A 17,308-nucleotide genomic window follows, 5' to 3' on the forward strand; every position below is an offset into this window, starting at 1 on the left:
ATCGATTCGATTGGCCGGCATAGCGCCGCTGTTTTATTGCGGTCTGCGGCGTACGCACGTTAAGAATCTTAACACCGGAAAGTGATGCGGGCCAACCAAGCGCTCACGTAGCCTACCTAAAGCCTCGCGCCAAAAACTTAGGAAATGTAGTTAAACAAAGACAGGTTTTGCACCTTGGTATAGGCCTGCTGCGCCGCTTGCAGCGATACTTGTTGCAGATTAAATTTGCTCAAGGCGTCTGCGTAATCCAGATCACCTATGTCCGAGGCGGTGGATTTGTTGTCGAGGATGTAGTCGGCGTTTAAATTTTCCTGATCGTCCAAGGCGTTCAAGCGGGCGCCGGCCGATGCGCGAATGGTGTCGAAGCGCACCAGCGCCGTATCCATGTCGTTCAACGAGTTTTTATTAGGGGTGTTGGCTTTTAAATCAGCGGATATTTGTGCGACTGCTTGAAAAACATTGCTGATGCTGCCGGCCGTCAGCGGCGCTGCTTGAATACTGCCGAATACCGACTCGCCGGGGTCGCCGTCGGTGACTTGTCGGCTGGGCCCTATGGCGATACTGCGTTGGTTCGCGTCACCTTGATAGGCGTAGGCCGGGGTGTCGGTAAAAGCGGCCTGGTCGGTTTTGTACCCGGAAAAAATATACTCGCCGTTGGCATTTTTGGTATTGGCGATGCTTAACAATTGCTTGTTCAATTCGTCGATTTCCAATGCGATTTGCTTGCGGTTGGTGGCGGTGTTGCTGTCGTTCAAGCCTTGTACGGTCAATTCCCTGATTCTGTGCAGAACGTTACCCGCATTATCCAGTCCGGATTCTTCCAGGCTCAGTCTTTGCCGGGCCGCGCCGATATTGACCTGGTATTGCTGGTTTTCCTTTATGTTGTAATCCAGGTCTATCATGCTGGTGGCGGCGACCGCATTTTCGGCAGGGCTTAGGTATTTCTTGCCGGACGATAGTTTTAGCTGAGTCTCGCTGAGTTTGGCTTGTTGATCCAACATCGCGTTAACGCCGAGCTGACTATTCCATGAAGTTGAAATGCGCATAATAATCTCCTAGCGGAATGCGCCGATCAGGGTGTCGAACAGCGAGTTGGCCACCGAAACGGCTTTGGCTGCTGCCTGATACGAATTTTGAAAATTGATGAGATTGGCTGCCTCTTCATCCAGGTTGACGCCGGATACGCTTTCTTTAGCACTGCTGGCTTGCTTCAGCAATGTTTCCTGGGCGGTGCGGCCGACCGAAGCTGCATGGGTTTGCGAGCCGACGTCGGAGATCATTTGACCATAGACTTGGGTAAAGCTGGCTTTGCCGCCGAACATTTTTGCTTGGGTTTCCAGATTGGCCAGTTTCAGTGCATTACTGTTGTCGCCGGTTAGGCCGGTGGCGCTGGCGGCGGCGATTTGCCTTGGATTGGTGATGGCCGAGTTAAGTTTTATTTTGGCGGCGGCATTAAAGTTGGGGCTGATTTGGAAGGAATCGCCAGTAGTCAGCGAACCGCCGCTAAAGCTGATGCTAAAACCGTTAGTCGCGGCGGTGGTCGCTAGAGTGGCGGCGCTTAAGCCGGCCGTAGTGGTATTGTCGCTTAAATTGGTTAGGCTGAAAGTGGTCGCCGGTAAGGTTGCCGTAACGTCCAGTCTGTAGGATGCCCCCAAGCCGGATGCCGATGTCGGCGACACAAACGCGCTGGAAACCACCAGATTGCTATCGCTAACCGTTGCTTTAACTTGCGGGGTGGGCGAATTCAAATCAAAAAAATCTACATTGGTATTGCCGTTGATGTCGTAGCCGGCTTTATGAATATTGTTAAATTCGGTCGCCAGTCCGGTAGCCAGCAAGCCCAGCTGCTGTTGCGCGGGGTCCAGCACTTGATCTCGAAAGCGCAGGTTGCCGGATAGTTCGCCGCCGGATAGTTGGCTGGAAATATCTTGGCCATTCAGCATGATCAGCTTTTGATTGACGTCGTTGCTATCACCCACCACCGACAGTGTCGAAGCCGCACTGCCTAGCACCAAAGGCTGGCCTTTGCCGATAAACACGTTGTATGAGCCATCGCTCTGGCTGACATAGGAAACATCGGCTTTTTCGGCGATTTTAGTCAACAACAGATCGCGCTGATCCATTAATTCGTTGGGCATTTGCTTGCCGGATGAACGGCCTATGTCCGATACGATCTTCACATTTAGTTCGGCCAGTGTTTTTGCGTAACCATTGAGTTCTTGAACCGCACTGGTGACATTGTCGTTGACGCGTTTCCGCAAGTCGCCGAAGCGCTCGCTCATGGTGTTGAACTGTTGAGTCAAGGATTCGGCTTCGGTCAACATGACTTGGCGGGCGGCCACCGAGCTGGGATCGTTGGCGACACCGTCTATTGCATCGAAAAAGCTTTTCATGGCCGGTGCCAGACCGGTGGTTGCATCGGCAGTAATATTATCGACTTGCGACGACAAGGTGTAGAAGCTGTTGACCTCGTTATAAGTGGCGGTGCTGGAGCGCAATTGATTGGTGATGAATTGGTCGTAGCTGCGAGTGATATTGGCAACTTCGACGCCGTTACCCATATAGCCGTTGCCGGTAAATTGCTCGGGGCGGGTAGCCAGTTCAGTGCGTTGTCGGCTATAGCCTTCGGTGTTGGCGTTGCTGATGTTGTTGCTGGTGGTTTCCAGCGAGCGTTGGAACGCCGTCAGCCCCGATAATGCATTTCCGAGAATTCCAATGGCCATGGTAGCCTCCTAACCCGCGCTTTTTAGAGCTGCTACCTGGGCCGCGGTTTGGCTTTGGTAGATAGTCATTACTTTTTCGGCATACCTTGGATCGGTGGCATAACCGGCTTGTTGCAGTTCGTGTAAATAGTGTCCGGCGTTGCCGGCTTTTTTCAAGGCTTCGCTATAACGCGGATTGGTTTTGATAAAGTTCACGTAATCGTCGAAGCTGTCTTTGTAGGAATCGTAAGCCCGGAAGCCGGCCATTTCTTTTTTAGCGACTCCACCGGCGTATTCAAGCGTCATGGTTTTGGCTTGTTTGCCTTGCCAGGATTTATCCGCCTTGATGTTGAACAGATTAAAGCTGTTATCGCCCTGGGCATTTTTAACCATGCCTTGGCCCCAGCCGGTTTCCAATGCCGCTTGAGCCAGTAACACATTGGCATCCACACCCAGGCTTTGCGCGGCTTGTTCGGCATGCGGCCTTAGTTGGGTAACGAATTCCTGTCTGGATGTTAGCGGCTGATCGTTATCGTTCCGTACTTTATCGTCCAGGGTTTGCCATTGGTCGGCCAGGGTTTTTTGGCTGCGTTCCAAACGGGCCAAGCTACGCTCCAGGCTACTTAGGCCGGAAGCGTCCAGCGGCATTTGCTCCTCCGCTGCTTCCCCGGTGCGCAAGGACTGGTGATTGTCGGGATTAGTGCTAGCGCCAGTGCCGGCAGCACGATTCAAGAAATCGTTAGCGGTCAGTTTGTCGTCTTTTTCCTCGTCGTTTTGTTTGGGCGACAATTGTTTGGCAATTAAATCCGCAAAGCCGATGCCGGGTTTGCCGGCCAAATGCACAGACATTTGTTGGTCGTACATGTCTTGATAAAACTGAGTTTGTTGGCTATCCAATATGCCCTCGGCCAATTTGGCTTGACGCATGTTTTTCATCATCATGCCTAAGAACACCGACTCGAATTGTTTGGCGACTTCCTTGATGGCTTCGGGCGATTGCTCGCGGGCGCCTTGTTTAAGTTTCGCCAGGCCGTTGAAGTCGGTATAAACCGAAGCGCTGTCTACGTTTAACATGGGAATCTCCAAAAATTCATGCAATTGGCGGCTGTGTTACGTTCTTTAAATCACTATCAACTCGGCTCTGAGCGCGCCGGCGGATTTCAATGCTTCCAAGATGGCGACCAAATCGCTGGGGCCGGCGCCGACGCCATTCACCGCTTGGACTATTTCGTCCAGGGATACGCCGGGGTTGAAGACAAACATATGGTTCTTGTCTTCTTTTACCGAGACATTGGATTGCGGTGTGACAACCGTGCTGCCGCCTGACAATGGGTTGGGCTGGCTAACTTGTGGGTTCTCGCTGATAGTCACGGTCAAGCTGCCATGAGACACAGCTGCCGGCTGTACTCTGACTTTGCTGTTGATAATCACCGTGCCGGTGCGGGAGTTGACAATCACTTTGGCCGGCGCATCGTCGGGTGCTAGCTCCAGGTTTTCGATAACCGAGGCAAAGCCCACCCGTTGGTTGGGGTTGACCGGCGCCCTGACGCTGACCGAGGTGGCGTCGACGGCTTGCGCGGTTTCGGCACCTAAAGCTTTGTTGATGGAATCCGCCATACGCTGAGCGGTGGTGAAATCCGAGGAATTCAAATTAAATACCAGGTCCGCGCTTTGATCGAAAGAACTGGGGACGATCCGTTCCACCGTGGCGCCGTTAGGTACGCGGCCCACCAGCGGATTATTGACGGTGATTTTCGAGCCATCCTGGCCGCCGGCGCTAAGCCCGCCCACCACCAAGTTGCCTTGTGCGACCGCATAGACATTGCCGTCGGCACCGCGTAAGGGGCTCATCAACAGCGATCCGCCGCGCAGGCTTTTGGCGTCGCCTATTGATGAGGCCGTGACGTCAATTTTTTGACCGGGCTTGGCAAAAGCGGGCAGGTCGGCGTGAATGCTGACCAGTGCGACGTTTTTGGATTTTGGGTCGGTATCGGGCGGCAAGGTTAGGCCCAATTTGCCCATCATGCTACGTAGGCTTTGGCCGGTAAATTTGGTTTTATCGCCGGTTTTATCCAGGCCCGTTACCAAGCCGTAACCCACGAGCTGGTTACTGCGTACACCGGCGATGGACGCTATGTCTTTAATGCGTTCGGCTTGCGCGGTGTTTGCCAATAGCAGCAGGGCTATTGAAAAGAGTATTTTGTTCATCAGATTTCTCCGTCTGCCGCAGCTAGAAAGGAAACAATGGGCTCGAAAGAATTCGCGAGATCCAGCCGGGTTTGTTACTGTCGGCCAAGGCGCCGTCGCCGGTGTACATAATGGTGGCGTCGGCAACCTTGCTGGAGGACAGTTTATTGGCGACGCTAATGTCGATAGGGCGGACGATGCCCGACAGACGAATGTATTCGCTGCCGTCGTTTAAAGTGACGCGTTTTTCGCCGCGTACCCGCAGATTGCCGTTGGGCAACACGTCCACGACAGTGACGCTGATGTCGCCGGATAGTTTGTTGCTTTGTTTGGCGTCGCCTTTGCCTTCGGTGCTGCGATCGGTACTGTATTGAAATGAAGACGACAGGTCATGTCCAAGCAAGGCCTCGCTGGCTACGCCAAATAGAGTTGGGGCGGTGCCTTTGATGTTAATGTCCGAGTTTTTGCTGGCCTTGGAATTGGCTTGTTTGGTGGCTGAGGTATTTTCATCGAAAGTTACCGTCAAAATGTCGCCAACCCGGCGCGCGGCATGGTCTTCGAATAAGCGCATGTCGTAGCCGGCCTGATAAATCGCGCCATTGCTTTGTTGCGGTGGGCGTAGGTCTGCGGGTTGTACCGGGGCAAAATCGGGGTCGCGTCTCGGCAAAGTATCGCAGCCGGTCATTAACGCGATTGCCGCTATCAGCAAAATTTTGCCGCCTGCTTGCCGTTTAATGAATCTGTTCATGAGCCTTGTCCTAGATTAAAGTTGTTGGGTGACAAAGGACAACATTTGGTCGGTGGTGGAAATGGCTTTGGAGTTCATCTCGTAAGCGCGCTGGGTTTCTATCATATTGACCAGTTCTTCCACGACGTTGACGTTCGAGGTTTCCAAGGAGCCTTGGATTAAACCGCCCAGCTCGTTTTCGCCTGGTGCGCCGATGATCGGTGCGCCGCTGGCGACGGTTTCTCGGAACAGGTTGTCGCCAATCGGCTCTAGTCCGGCCGTGTTGATGAAGTCGGCAATTTGGATCTGTCCTATCTGATTGGCGGCCGCAGTGCCGGGTTGGGTCACCGAGACCGTGCCGTCCTGGCCGATTGTGACACTCAGAGCGTCCTGCGGGACGGTGATGGCCGGTTCCAGCGGCATGCCGTTCGAGGTTACCACTTGGCCAGTGGAGTCCATTTTGAACGAGCCGTCACGGGTGTAATTGATGTCGCCGTTGGGCATTAAAATCTGCATAAAACCGCGCCCGCTTACCGCTATATCCAGCGAGTTGCCGGTTTGCAGAATATTGCCTTGGGTGTGCAGTTTTTCGGTAGCTACCGTGCGTACCCCAGTGCCGAGCTGCAAGCCGGTGGGTAATTGGGTGTTTTGGGTAGACTGCGCGCCGGCCTGACGGACGTTTTGATACATCAAATCGGCGAATATTGGTCTGGCTTTCTTGAAGCCGGTGGTATTGACGTTGGCCAGGTTATTGGAAATAACCGCCATGCGGGTTTGTTGGGCATCCAAACCGGATTTTGCGACCCATAATGCTCTTTCTGTCATGACGCTCTCCTGATCTGACAAATTTTTGTCTTATCAGGAGTAAAGCAGAAACTATGCCATTTGCATCAGCTTGGCGCTGGCGCCGGAAGTGTCGTCAATGCTTTTCATCACTTTGGTTTGCAATTCGAAATTTCTGGATAGTTCTATCATTTCCACCATCGCCGCCATCGGATTGACGTTGCTGGCTTCCAACGAGCCCGGAATCAGGTTGACGTTGGCGTCGGCCGGGATGGCGCCGGCTTGTTTGGCATGCATCAAGCCGTCTTCACGTTTTTCCAGATTGGCCGGATCGGGATTTACCAGCTTGATGCGCTCGACGATGACGCTGTTTGTGGCATTGACACCTTGTGGGACGATGGTAATGGTGCCGTCAGTACCGATTTCCATTTTTTGAGCGGGTGGAATCGTGATCGGTTCGCCGCCTTCGCCGAGTACCGAAAGCCCGGCTCCGTTTTGCAACAAGCCTTCCGGCGTGATGCGCAGGTCACCGGCACGGGTGTAGGCTTCCTGGCCGTCGGTATTGCGCACTGCGATCCAGCCCTGGCCGTTAACGGCGACATCCAGGTCGCGGCCGGTGGTTTGGATGTTGCCGCTAGACATGTTGGTGCCTGGGCGTTCGGTCATCGAATAAACCCGAGAAGGGTAGCCAGGACCAAAGGCCGGCATCGCGCGAAATTGCTCGAAATCGGCCTTGAAGCCGGTCGTCTGGGTGTTGGCCAGATTATTGGCGTTGGCGCCCTGCGCCAGCAAAGTCTGCTTGGCGCCGTTCATTGCAATATAAAGGCTACGGTCCATGACGGTTCCCCATTAATTACCTAATTTGCAGGATGGTCTGCATGATCGAATTTTCGGTGGTGATGGTTTGGGCATTGGCTTGGTAATTTTGTTGGGCGACGATTAGATTGACTAATTGTGCCGACAACTCGACATTTGAACTTTCTAATGCGCCGGCCTGAATCAGACCAAAGTTGTTAGCACCTGCTTCTCCGGGTATCGGTTCTCCGGAATTGGCGCTTTGTCCCCAAGCGGTGTCGCCGATTTTGGCCAAGCCATTGGTATTGGCGAAACGAGTCAATGCCACCTTACCCATGGTTTGCGAACCACCGTTGCTGAAACGCGCAAATATCACCCCTTCGTCGTCAATGTCGATACCGGTCAAGCGTCCGGCTGGCAAGCCGTTTTGGGTCATGGTGTTGACGCTGAATTTTTCCTGAACCTGGGTGGAGCCGAAGTAATCCATCGTACCTACCTTGATAGGGGATGCGCCGGTTGCCGGTAGTATCGTGTAATTACTCAACGCAAAACGGCCGGACGCCGGGGTTTGTAATTTACCCGAGGAATCAAAAGTCATTACGGCTGGTGTTGGCAGCGTGGTCGTAGTCGCCGGGGCGGCAACCGTCGTGCCGTAGGTGCCGGCGTTGATCGAGGTTCTGGCGGTTGGGGTGGCCGGTTCGGCCATATAATGATACACGCTCCAGTCCGTAGTGGAGGATGTAGAGGTGCCTTTTACATAGTATGTAGACAGAATATGCGGCGAGCCCAGCGAATCATAAACAGTCACCGAGGTTTGCGCGTTGTAGGAGTTATTGTTGGTGGGGTCGAACGGCGTCACCGTAGGAACTGAATCGTTGGCATTGAGGTTCACTGCTAACGATACGGTGTCTGTGGCGCTGGGTAGACCGGTGAGGGTATTGATCTGCACCGGTTGCGTCACCCCGGTACTGAAACCGTCGGCCACCGCAGTGCCGTTGGGTTTGTAAACCATCAGCGATTTGCCTTGGTTGTTGACCAGATAGCCATCCTTGTCCAGTTTGAATTCGCCGGAGCGGGTATAAGTGATGTCATTGGTTTCGGTTGGGCTTTTCGCCATGGTGAAGAAACCTTCACCGCTGATCGCCAGGTCCAAATTGTTGTCGGTGAACGACAAACTGCCTTGATTGAATTGTTGGGCGACGTTGGAGACTTTGACACCGGCACCGGCAGTGGTGTTACTAACACCGCCCAGACTGGACGCATAGACATCGGCGAATTCGGAGCGCGACTTTTTAAAGCCGACAGTGTTGGCGTTGGCAATATTGTTGCCGGTTACCGCCAGGTTGTTGGATGCAGCGTTTAAGCCGCTTAATGCTGTTGTAAAAGCCATGATGCCTTCTCCTTCACAAGATTTGTTTAATTTGACTGAATTTTACGGTGCCGACGCCGTCCAGATTGACTTGCAAACCGCTACTGCCGCTACCCATTGTCACGCTTTTCACCAGCGATTTAATGTTGGTGGCCAATACCGTATTGACGCCGTCGATTTTGGCTTCAGCTTGAACTTTGTAGACGCCAGGGTCGGCAAATTGATTATTGCTGTCCTTGCCGTCCCATTCAAAAGTGGTGGTGCCGGCTGCTTGCGCGCCCATGTCAATTTCGCGGATAGTGGCGCCGGTCTGCGGGTCAATGATTTTGACGCTGACATTCTGGGAACTGCTGGGCATTTCGAAATCACCTGAGACGCTGCCGCCCGCGCCAAGCAGCGCTTCCGTAGCCGGTGCCGAAACATGGCGGCCGACCAGTCCCGCTGCTTGCAGGGCCTGGTCGGAGCTGAGCGAGCTGGCAAACTCTTTGAACGAAGCCTGTAAATCCTGAATGCCCGATACGGTGCTGAATTGAGCCATCTGGCCAAGAAATTCGCCGTTGTCCATGGGTTTCATCGGGTCCTGATGCGTCATTTGCGTGGTTAGCAGTTTCAGAAACTGATCTTGCCCCAAGGTTTGTTTTTGCACGCCGCTCGATGTGCCGGAACCGGTAGTGGCCAAGCCGAGGCTGTTAAATGTGTCTATTGCGCTGGTCATAAATGCCTCACTGTCCCATTTTCAGGGTTTGTAGAATCAGGTTTTTAGCGGTGTTCAACACCTCTACATTGTTCTCGTAGGAGCGGGAAGCGGACATCATATTGGCCATTTCTTCCACGGTATTGACGTTGGATTTGTAGATGTAGCCGGTTGCATCCGCCAGCGGATGATTTGGGGCATATTCCATCATCGGCGGCGCCTGGTTTTCGACGATGCCCAGCACGTTGACGCCGCTGGCGGTGCTGTTTTTGTCCATCGCGTTTTTCAGTTCGGCGGCAAATACCGGTTGGCGGGATTTGTATACCTGATCTATGCTGCTGCTGACGCTGCTGGCATTGGAAATATTGCTGGCTACCAGATTCAGTCTCAGATTTTGCGCGTTCATGCCGCTGCCGGCAACGTCGAAGATGCGAAATGAAGACATGGTTATTCTCCTTTAATGGCGGACATCAGGCCGGAAAACTTATTGTTGATAAAGCGCAAACTGGCTTCGTACTGCACGGCATTTTCCGCGTATTTGGCTTGCTCGATGTGCGATTCGACGGTATTGCCGTCTAGCGAGGCTTGTTGCGGATTGCGGTAGAGCAGGTCGGCACCCAGTACATTGTTTTGACTAGGCAGGTGGCCTTGCTGGCTACGTTTCAGTTCCGAGCTGTCCCCGGCCAAGGCTTGTTGAAACACCGATTTGAAGTCCAGATCGCGGGCTTTGTAATCAGGCGTGTCGGCGTTGGCTAGGTTTGAAGCCAGAATCTCGCTGCGCTTTTCGCGTAGTGCTAACGCTTGCGGATGTATGCCTAAGGCACTGTCGAAGTTAATAGCCATAATTGCCACCTTTGGGTTTTTAAACCTAAAAGCAGTAAATGTGCCATAAAATAAATAGGCTTTTATTTCATCTGTATAGGGGTTTTGACGGATGGAGGCTGCGTCAAAAAAGAGTGTTTCAGGTGCGGCGGCAAAATGCTGCCGCTTAGTGACATCGTCAATAAACTGACGAGGGCTTAATTGGTTTTTTTGAAGTAGCTGGTTAAGCCGGAGCGAACCAATTCAAAACCGTTCAAACCTATCGGCATCGCTTCGGTGCTGCTGAGAAAAAGATAGCCGCCTGGTTCCAGGCTGTCGGCCATACGGGTGAGGATGTCGCGTTTGACTTGATCCGAGAAATAGATCAATACGTTGCGGCAAAAGATTAGGTCAAAACGGCCCAGCGCAGTGAATGATTTAAGTAGGTTGAATTGTTGAAAACGCACTAGCTGGCTGACTTCTGGGGAAAGTAAGTAGCCGTCGTAATTTTTGTGGAAGTATCGGGCTTTATTGGTGCTGTCCATGCCGCGTGACAGTGCGGCTTCCGAATAAACCGCTTTTTTGGCCTCTTCGAGAATGGCTTCCGAAATGTCCGTGCCGATAATTTGCACCGAGCGAGATTTTGCAGAAGCTCTGATGGCTTCCAGAGCACAAATGCCTATCGAGTAAGGTTCCTGACCCGACGAGCAGGCAGCAGACCAGACTCTTACGTTGCCGTTTTTACTATTTAGCAAGCCGGGTAAGACGTGGTCTTTAAGCTCGGCGAATTGCCGTTCATCCCGAAACCAGAATGTCTCATTGGTGGTCATGGCGTCTATAACCGCGTTTTTTAATTTTGGCGCGGAAAACGAAGCGGATTGTAGGCCGTTGGCCAATTCGGCAAAGCTTGAGAATTCAAACTTGCTCATTAGGGGCAGCAATCTGCTCTTTACCAGGTATTGTTTGCTATCACCCAACTCTATGCCGCAACTTTGGCTGAGGAACTGTTGTATGGCTTGATACTCTGCGGCTGAAATGTCAATAACTTTACCTGTCGTACTACCTGGTTCAGCCTGCTTCAACATGTCTAGGTTTTAGGGGCTGGCGGAGTGGCGTGTTTCGATCAAGAATGCTCGGCATGATAAAGCTTGAGCTGCTGTTGGATGGCGTTCATTAGTGAGTCGGGATCAAACTTGGCCAGAAACTGGTTAGCGCCGACTTTCTGTACCATTGATGTGTTAAACACACCGCTTAATGAAGTATGCAAAATTAAATAGATTTTCTTCATATTGGGGTCGGCCTTGATTTTGGTGGCCAGCGTGTAGCCATCCATACGCGGCATTTCCACATCGGAAATGATCATTGAATATTTGTCCTGAATATCGATGCCGTCCGCGACTAGCGCATTTAAATGATCCCAAGCTTCTTGGCCATCTTTTAATAGCGTGCATTCGATGCCAATTTGTTGACAGACGCGTTTAACCTGATTTCTAGCCACCGACGAATCATCCACCACCAAAATGTGATCGTTTTTGCTGGTTACTTCCATGTCGATGACTTCGGCGGAAGCTTCTTCGCGGCCGCCGATAACTTCTTTCATTACTTTTTCGACGTCGATGACTTCTATCAGTTCTCCGTCGATTTCGGTCACCGCTGTTAGGTAACTTTCTTTGCCGGTGCCGGTAGGTGGAGCTTTTACTTGCTCCCAGCCGATGTTAATGATTCGGTCCACCGATCCAACTAGAAAGCCTTGAATGGAGCGGTTGTATTCAGTAACAATGACATAGCAGCCGGCGTCGCGTACTAATGGTCTCATGCCTATAGCCATCGACAAATCAAGTACGGGAATGGTTTTGCCGCGCAGGTGCGCGACCCCACAAATCACCGAATGAGAATTGGGGATCTGAGTTAAGGGTGGACATTGAATTACTTCCTGGACTTTGAAAACATTAATTCCAAAGCGTTGTTTACTAACCAGTTTAAACAACAAAAGTTCGAATCTGTTGTGCCCCGCCAGTTTAGTGCGCTGATCGACTCCGTCTAAGACTCCGGCCATAAAACCCCCTGAAATATGCTGTTTGCAATTATAGACACTTTGCTTTTTTTTACTTTATAAAATTACTGGTATGTTTCGTGCTGAGTTTTTACAAAAGTCAAAAATACGGCGATGGCAATGAAGATCAAAAATATAACAGTGATTTTGCTATTGGTCTCGGAAATGGCATTAGCTGGGCCGATGCAATCGGTGTCGCTAATCCAGGATGCGGTTAATCAATATATCACTACCAACCTGGAACCCGGTGGCAAGTATGAAATAGGCGGCGCACAAATTGACCCGCGTTTGCAATTGCCGCAGTGCGAACAGGCGTTACAGGTGTTTACCCAGTCTGGTGAGATAAAGCCGGGGAGAAATACTGTGGGAGTGCGTTGTCACGGTGAAAAAGGCTGGACGATTTACAGTATGGTGTCAGTAAGGTCGTTTAAAGATGTGTTGGTGCTGAATCGATCTTTGCGGCGCAGCGACGTGATCCGCGCCGAGTATTTGAGTGCGGAAACTCGCGATATTGGCTTGTTGCAACAGGGTTATCTTACCGAGCTGGATGACGTCGTCGATAAGCAGGCGGTGCGCAATATTCCCGCTGGGAGTGTGTTAAGCAAGCTGCACTTTGCCGAGTTGACATTGGTGAAACGGGGCGAACGGGTCAATATTCAGTCAGGCAAGGCAGGGGTGCTAATCAGTGCTGTTGGTACTGCGATGGGCGATGGCGCCAAAGGTCAGAAAATCAATGTAAAAAATATGTCTTCGCAGCGGGTAATACAGGCTACGGTAGTCGATTCCGGTCAGGTATCGGTGTATTTTTGATCAAGCATTAAAGGAATTTACGATGATGCCGCTAAATGCTACAGATAAAACTAATTTAGGAATTTCGCCATGGCTATCGAACCTATCACCGGCAAATCTGTTAGCACACCGCTACCGGCAAAATCAGCGGTTAAGGACTCGGTCGAGCTTAAAGAAAAGCCCGTCAGTGGTGTCTCCACGGACACTGTCAATATTACCGCGACCGCCCAGGACATTAAATCGGCAACCGCTACAAGCGCTGCGGCCCCCGTGGTGAATGAAGACCGCGTAGCGGCGATAAAAGCCGCTGTGCAGGACGGCAGCTATCAAGTTAACGCCGAGCGCGTTGCCGAGAAAATGTTGCAATTTGAAGGTCAACTAACCAACAGCACATGACGTTATGATAGAGAAAACTTACCAAATCACTGAGAAACTATTAAATAACGGCCTAAAAGCGACGCAAAGCTTGCTTGAGTTGCTAAATACCGAAGCAGCGAATCTAAAACAAAAAGCCGATGCGGATGTGATTTCGGCACTCGCTTCACATAAAAAGGATCTGGTTGCCCAGCTTGAGCAATTTACCAAGCAATTAGGGCAAGTGCTCGCCACCGAACAATTGGTGGTGAGTAACGATGGAATCAAAGCCTATCTCGTCAAAGCCAAAGCCGCCGGCATCAATATTTCCGAGTCCTGGAATTACTGGAATCACATTGTTAGGCTCTCCCAAACCTGCCGCGCCATTAACGAACAAAACGGTGCGAGCATCGCGTTATTGAGTAGACATACGCAAAGATCGCTACAAATTTTGAGAGGTAAGTCGCCGTTAACCGCTACTTACGGCCCTGATGGTGTTACCCGTAACGAGCTGTTTTCGCATACATTAATTTCAGTGTAGACTGAGCGCCGAATACACAGACAGGCCGCTCACATGCTGCGAAAACTTAAGCATTTATTTTCAAAACCGTTGCCGACGGAACTCGCCCAAGATGACGATGAAGAGCTGTTAAGTTTTGAGAATCCCAACTTTATTACCGATTCCGATAAGATTGCCAAGTTGCTGGGCGAAATTGAAAATAGTTCGCCGCTCTGTACCGTTCAGGTGGAGGGTGAGGATTTTAGCTCCTCGATACTTGCTGTCAAACTGGATAAAAAAGTCATCATTCTCGACGAGTTGATGCCTAAACACGGCAATGATTTTTTGCTGCTTAGTCGCTCGTTGAAACTCTCTACCTTTCACAAAGGTATCCATTTATCGTTTAATCTGACGGATATAGAAGTAGGTCATTCAAGAGGCATCAATTACTACAAAGCCCCGTTGCCTGATCGGGTGTTTTATCCGCAGCGCCGGCGTACCCCAAGGCTGGAAATTAGTAGTATCGATATTCCCTTTTCCGGGGTTGTGCAGCGCACGGGTATTTCGGTCGGCGGTAGTCTTTTCGATTTATCCAGGGGTGGTGCGGGTATTACCGTGCCGGTTAACAGAGCAAGGGTTCAGCGCGGTGATATGATCAAAAATTGTCAAATTACCTTTGAAGATTATGCAATGGATTTTGATTTGTCGGTGCGCTTTGTGAAGCCGGTGTCTGCCGCTTCCGCGAAAGTGCAAATAGGCGGGCTTTTCGAAAATTTGTCTGCAAAGAGTCAATCCAAGTTGTCCTATTTCATAACTTCGCTTGAACGTGTAGAGATTAGAAAACAGAAAGCCTAGCCTTCTTGCCCTGTGGTAAAATTCCCCACTTAAGGTCCCGGTAGCTCAGCAGGATAGAGCGGTCCCCTCCTAAGGGACAGGTCGGACGTTCGAATCGTCTCCGGGACGCCATAAAATCAATAAATTAGCAAATATTACAAAGCCTTAATATAGTATGGGGCACCTGGGAATAATTCGCTCCAAACATAAAACACAAAAGGGCCGGTAAAATCAGTTCATAGATCAGGGCGCAGACAGCCATCGTCCACACAATAGCCTTTTGTTGCATTAATAACTTCTACCTCCCGGAGTCATCCCCCCGGTACGCTATAAAAAATCAATCTATTGGTTTGTTTTTGTTTGTGGATTTTTTAAAACTGTTCCAGTTTTGTCCCATCCAGGAATAAAACACCGCAAAACGGCAATAAAAGCCATATGGTTAGCCCGTTTTTAAAGTGCATGAAGGCTTTAATCAAAACTTAATCTTTTGTTAATAAAGGATTAAGTTGCAGTTTGTAGAATGCGAACATAAGTAATTTCCCCTGACAGTTTTTAATTCTGAGTAACCCCATTTGTCTGGCAGCAATACGACTCACCCAAGAGTTCCAGACGTTTTTATCGTAAGAAGGCGTTTTTGCGCGTTATGTTGTGCGGTAGAGTTCTGAGTGATTTGTGATGGAGAGAAACGGTTGTATTGACGTGCTTGTGACCGTTGAAAGTATGGGTAAACCCCTGAAATGACAGGTGGGCCAATTAGTTGCAACGGGAGTAACAGGGCTACGTCATAGTTCTTCGAACGTTAGGAACATAATTGAGCACGGCTTTGCTGCACGGGGCTGCCGTATTTATTTGGATATATCACTCATTTGTTTGAACTTGTCCCCTGTTTCAGGGATTCACTATTTAAGTATTGCCTTGCGATCACTGATGTTTGGCAATAGGAGCTTACGAGAGTTCAAAACTTATCGTGAGCACATAGAACTCTGCTAAAGCCGATATCGAATATCGATATTATGGCTTCAGGGTATAAGGTGGCTAAAGGATAGCCGTTTGTTAACGTAAGTAAAAATGGGGAACAATCCATGAAAATGCTTTTATCTTTAAAACTTTGGCTTGCTGTTTGCCTGTTTGCAGTTTCGACTGCAAGCTCAGCAGGCATCATTTGGGAAGCTACTGACGGCGATAGTAATTTTATCTCCTTCGGTTCTAGTACATTCCCATTTACTTCAAGCGACACCTTCGGTATCTTCGCTGCTACCGCTGATCTGGCTGCTGATGCACCTGTGTACACTTTTAACGGTGTAGGCAGCTTTGCTTCTGCTAGCCCTTTTAAATTGGGCATGTTGACAGCAAACGGGTGGGTTAGCGAAGCCGGTAATTACGAGCTGAGCGCTCCTAATACCTTCTTGTTGACCTTTGTTAAACCTAGTGTGATCACCAACAACTTAAGCTTTCTGTTTGGATTCGATTTGAAAGCAGCTGCTAATCAAAACCCTGTCACCAGCGTACCTCTCCCTGCCTCGGTATGGTTTATGACAAGTGCTTTGATGGGTTTTCTGTATATCGGTCGTCGTAAACAGGTCGTTTAAACCCGAGAAATTAGTGGGCTTTTAGGCCGGTTGGAGTCTAGTACTCCATCCGGTTTTTTTATGCCTGTTGGAAATTACGCACTGTTCTGTTCGCAAGCGCTTTAATAACGCAGTTTAGCAATGCAGCACTACATATTTTTAACCGGAAAATATTTTTAGAGCATCCTGCTCTGGCAGGTGATAATAAGGGATATAAAGAATAGTTCGTATAAAACATTGGCAAATATATTAGTTATTGGTTGTGGTGATATTGGCTACCAGGTGGCTTTGCGCTTGCACCAGCAGGGGTACAAAGTAACCGGACTGAAGCGCTGCGCACTGCCTATCTCAACCCCATTTCCTATCTTTATTGCCGATATAAGATCGGCGTCTTCATTGGCTTCATTACCAAGCAATTTTGATGCGGTGATATTTATAGTTGCTCCGGATAGCCGAGAGGGCGAAGCGTATCAAGAACTGTACGATGTTGGTCTGAGCAATTTGTTAGCACATGTTGCGTCAGCTGAAAAATCACCGATTTGGCTGATGGTCTCCTCAACCAGTGTTTACGAACAAAGTCGAGGTGAATGGGTCGATGAAACCAGTGTGACGGAGCCAATCAGTGCGACTAGCCGGTGGCTGGTGGCTGCGGAGAAACGTTTGTGGGCGGCTGGTGATGACAATTGTGTGGTGCGTTTTTCCGGTATTTACGGGCCGGGCCGCGATTGGTTGTTACGCCGAGCAGCGACAGGAGAAAGCGTCCAGCAACAACCTCCCAGTTACACCAACCGTATCCACTCAGGGGATTGTGTGGCGGTTTTGCTGTTTTTACTGGAAAAACAACTCGCCGGTTTAGCGTTGGAGCCTTGTTATCTGGCAACTGACGATGACCCTGCCTCACTTTGGGAAGTGATGAATTGGTTGTCAGAGCAATTCGCTTATCCACATCCTTCTATATTGCCGGTTGCACCGGATGCTCCGCAAAACAAACGCTGCAGCAATGCCAGGCTTAAGGCCTTGGGTTACCGCTTTTTGTATGCGAGTTATCGAGATGGTTATGAAACTATGCGGCCGCCATCCGCTGGAGATGGCTAAGAGTCGCGTATTCAGGGGTGGGTTACCGGTAAGTGGGCATGTTTAAATACCATGGCAG

The 17,308-nt window shown here is 50.4% G+C and carries 19 protein-coding genes and 1 tRNA gene; 7 read left to right on the forward strand and 13 right to left on the reverse strand.

Annotated elements, in window-relative coordinates; all coding sequences use genetic code 11:
- Nucleotides 1–137: 137 nt before the first annotated feature.
- The 13 genes from flgL to EBA_RS03050 form a co-directional block, all read right to left on the reverse strand.
- Nucleotides 138–1,046 (reverse strand): flagellar hook-associated protein FlgL, encoded by a 909-nt coding sequence (gene flgL / locus EBA_RS02990; protein WP_192373127.1) that lies wholly within the window; start codon nucleotides 1,044–1,046, stop codon nucleotides 138–140.
- A gap of 9 nt (nucleotides 1,047–1,055) precedes the next feature.
- The gene (gene flgK, locus EBA_RS02995) at nucleotides 1,056–2,723 is read right to left on the reverse strand and encodes a flagellar hook-associated protein FlgK (protein WP_192373129.1); all 1,668 of its coding nucleotides are present in this window, start codon (nucleotides 2,721–2,723) and stop codon (nucleotides 1,056–1,058) included.
- 9 nt (nucleotides 2,724–2,732) lie between these two features.
- A complete protein-coding gene (gene flgJ, locus EBA_RS03000; protein ID WP_192373131.1) occupies nucleotides 2,733–3,776 on the reverse strand; it encodes a flagellar assembly peptidoglycan hydrolase FlgJ in 1,044 nt (347 codons plus the stop codon).
- Between the two features lie 45 nt (nucleotides 3,777–3,821).
- Entirely contained in the window at nucleotides 3,822–4,910 is a 1,089-nt protein-coding gene (locus EBA_RS03005; RefSeq protein ID WP_192373133.1) for a flagellar basal body P-ring protein FlgI, read from the reverse strand.
- Nucleotides 4,911–4,932: 22 nt separating this feature from the next.
- On the reverse strand, nucleotides 4,933–5,637 hold the full coding sequence (gene flgH, locus EBA_RS03010) for a flagellar basal body L-ring protein FlgH (RefSeq protein ID WP_192373135.1): 705 nt from the start codon (nucleotides 5,635–5,637) through the stop codon (nucleotides 4,933–4,935).
- Nucleotides 5,638–5,652: 15 nt separating this feature from the next.
- A complete protein-coding gene (gene flgG, locus EBA_RS03015) occupies nucleotides 5,653–6,441 on the reverse strand; it encodes a flagellar basal-body rod protein FlgG (RefSeq protein WP_192373138.1) in 789 nt (262 codons plus the stop codon).
- Nucleotides 6,442–6,492: 51 nt separating this feature from the next.
- The gene (gene flgF / locus EBA_RS03020; RefSeq protein ID WP_192373140.1) at nucleotides 6,493–7,236 is read right to left on the reverse strand and encodes a flagellar basal-body rod protein FlgF; all 744 of its coding nucleotides are present in this window, start codon (nucleotides 7,234–7,236) and stop codon (nucleotides 6,493–6,495) included.
- A 16-nt stretch (nucleotides 7,237–7,252) separates the two neighbouring features.
- Nucleotides 7,253–8,584, reverse strand: coding sequence for a flagellar hook protein FlgE (flgE, locus tag EBA_RS03025; RefSeq protein WP_192373142.1), 1,332 nt, complete (start codon nucleotides 8,582–8,584; stop codon nucleotides 7,253–7,255).
- 13 nt (nucleotides 8,585–8,597) lie between these two features.
- Entirely contained in the window at nucleotides 8,598–9,278 is a 681-nt protein-coding gene (locus EBA_RS03030) for a flagellar hook assembly protein FlgD (RefSeq protein WP_192373144.1), read from the reverse strand.
- A gap of 7 nt (nucleotides 9,279–9,285) precedes the next feature.
- On the reverse strand, nucleotides 9,286–9,702 hold the full coding sequence (gene flgC / locus EBA_RS03035; protein ID WP_192373146.1) for a flagellar basal body rod protein FlgC: 417 nt from the start codon (nucleotides 9,700–9,702) through the stop codon (nucleotides 9,286–9,288).
- 2 nt (nucleotides 9,703–9,704) lie between these two features.
- Nucleotides 9,705–10,100, reverse strand: a complete 396-nt coding sequence (gene flgB / locus EBA_RS03040; RefSeq protein ID WP_192373148.1) for a flagellar basal body rod protein FlgB — start codon at nucleotides 10,098–10,100, stop codon at nucleotides 9,705–9,707.
- Between the two features lie 176 nt (nucleotides 10,101–10,276).
- The gene (locus EBA_RS03045) at nucleotides 10,277–11,143 is read right to left on the reverse strand and encodes a CheR family methyltransferase (RefSeq protein WP_192373150.1); all 867 of its coding nucleotides are present in this window, start codon (nucleotides 11,141–11,143) and stop codon (nucleotides 10,277–10,279) included.
- A 38-nt stretch (nucleotides 11,144–11,181) separates the two neighbouring features.
- A complete protein-coding gene (locus tag EBA_RS03050) occupies nucleotides 11,182–12,114 on the reverse strand; it encodes a chemotaxis protein CheV (RefSeq protein WP_192373152.1) in 933 nt (310 codons plus the stop codon).
- A 117-nt stretch (nucleotides 12,115–12,231) separates the two neighbouring features.
- Between EBA_RS03050 and flgA the strand changes: the two genes are divergently transcribed.
- The 7 genes from flgA (at nucleotide 12,232) to EBA_RS03085 (ending at nucleotide 17,250) form a co-directional block, all read left to right on the forward strand.
- Nucleotides 12,232–12,921, forward strand: coding sequence for a flagellar basal body P-ring formation chaperone FlgA (flgA, locus tag EBA_RS03055; protein WP_192373154.1), 690 nt, complete (start codon nucleotides 12,232–12,234; stop codon nucleotides 12,919–12,921).
- Between the two features lie 69 nt (nucleotides 12,922–12,990).
- A complete protein-coding gene (gene flgM, locus EBA_RS03060; RefSeq protein WP_192373156.1) occupies nucleotides 12,991–13,296 on the forward strand; it encodes a flagellar biosynthesis anti-sigma factor FlgM in 306 nt (101 codons plus the stop codon).
- 4 nt (nucleotides 13,297–13,300) lie between these two features.
- Complete coding sequence (locus EBA_RS03065; RefSeq protein WP_192373158.1) at nucleotides 13,301–13,795, forward strand: flagella synthesis protein FlgN; 495 nt, start codon at nucleotides 13,301–13,303, stop codon at nucleotides 13,793–13,795.
- A 33-nt stretch (nucleotides 13,796–13,828) separates the two neighbouring features.
- Nucleotides 13,829–14,608 carry a flagellar brake protein gene (locus tag EBA_RS03070; protein ID WP_192373160.1) on the forward strand — a complete coding sequence of 260 codons (780 nt, stop codon included), beginning with the start codon at nucleotides 13,829–13,831 and terminating at the stop codon, nucleotides 14,606–14,608.
- A gap of 34 nt (nucleotides 14,609–14,642) precedes the next feature.
- Nucleotides 14,643–14,719: transfer RNA gene (locus tag EBA_RS03075), tRNA-Arg, on the forward strand.
- A gap of 950 nt (nucleotides 14,720–15,669) precedes the next feature.
- Entirely contained in the window at nucleotides 15,670–16,176 is a 507-nt protein-coding gene (locus EBA_RS03080; protein WP_192373162.1) for a hypothetical protein, read from the forward strand.
- A 177-nt stretch (nucleotides 16,177–16,353) separates the two neighbouring features.
- On the forward strand, nucleotides 16,354–17,250 hold the full coding sequence (locus EBA_RS03085) for an SDR family oxidoreductase (protein ID WP_324615323.1): 897 nt from the start codon (nucleotides 16,354–16,356) through the stop codon (nucleotides 17,248–17,250).
- Nucleotides 17,251–17,308 lie beyond the last annotated feature (58 nt).

Origin of the sequence: Methylomonas albis (assembly GCF_014850955.1) — a bacterium.
GTDB classification, from domain to species: Bacteria; Pseudomonadota; Gammaproteobacteria; order Methylococcales; family Methylomonadaceae; genus Methylomonas; species Methylomonas albis.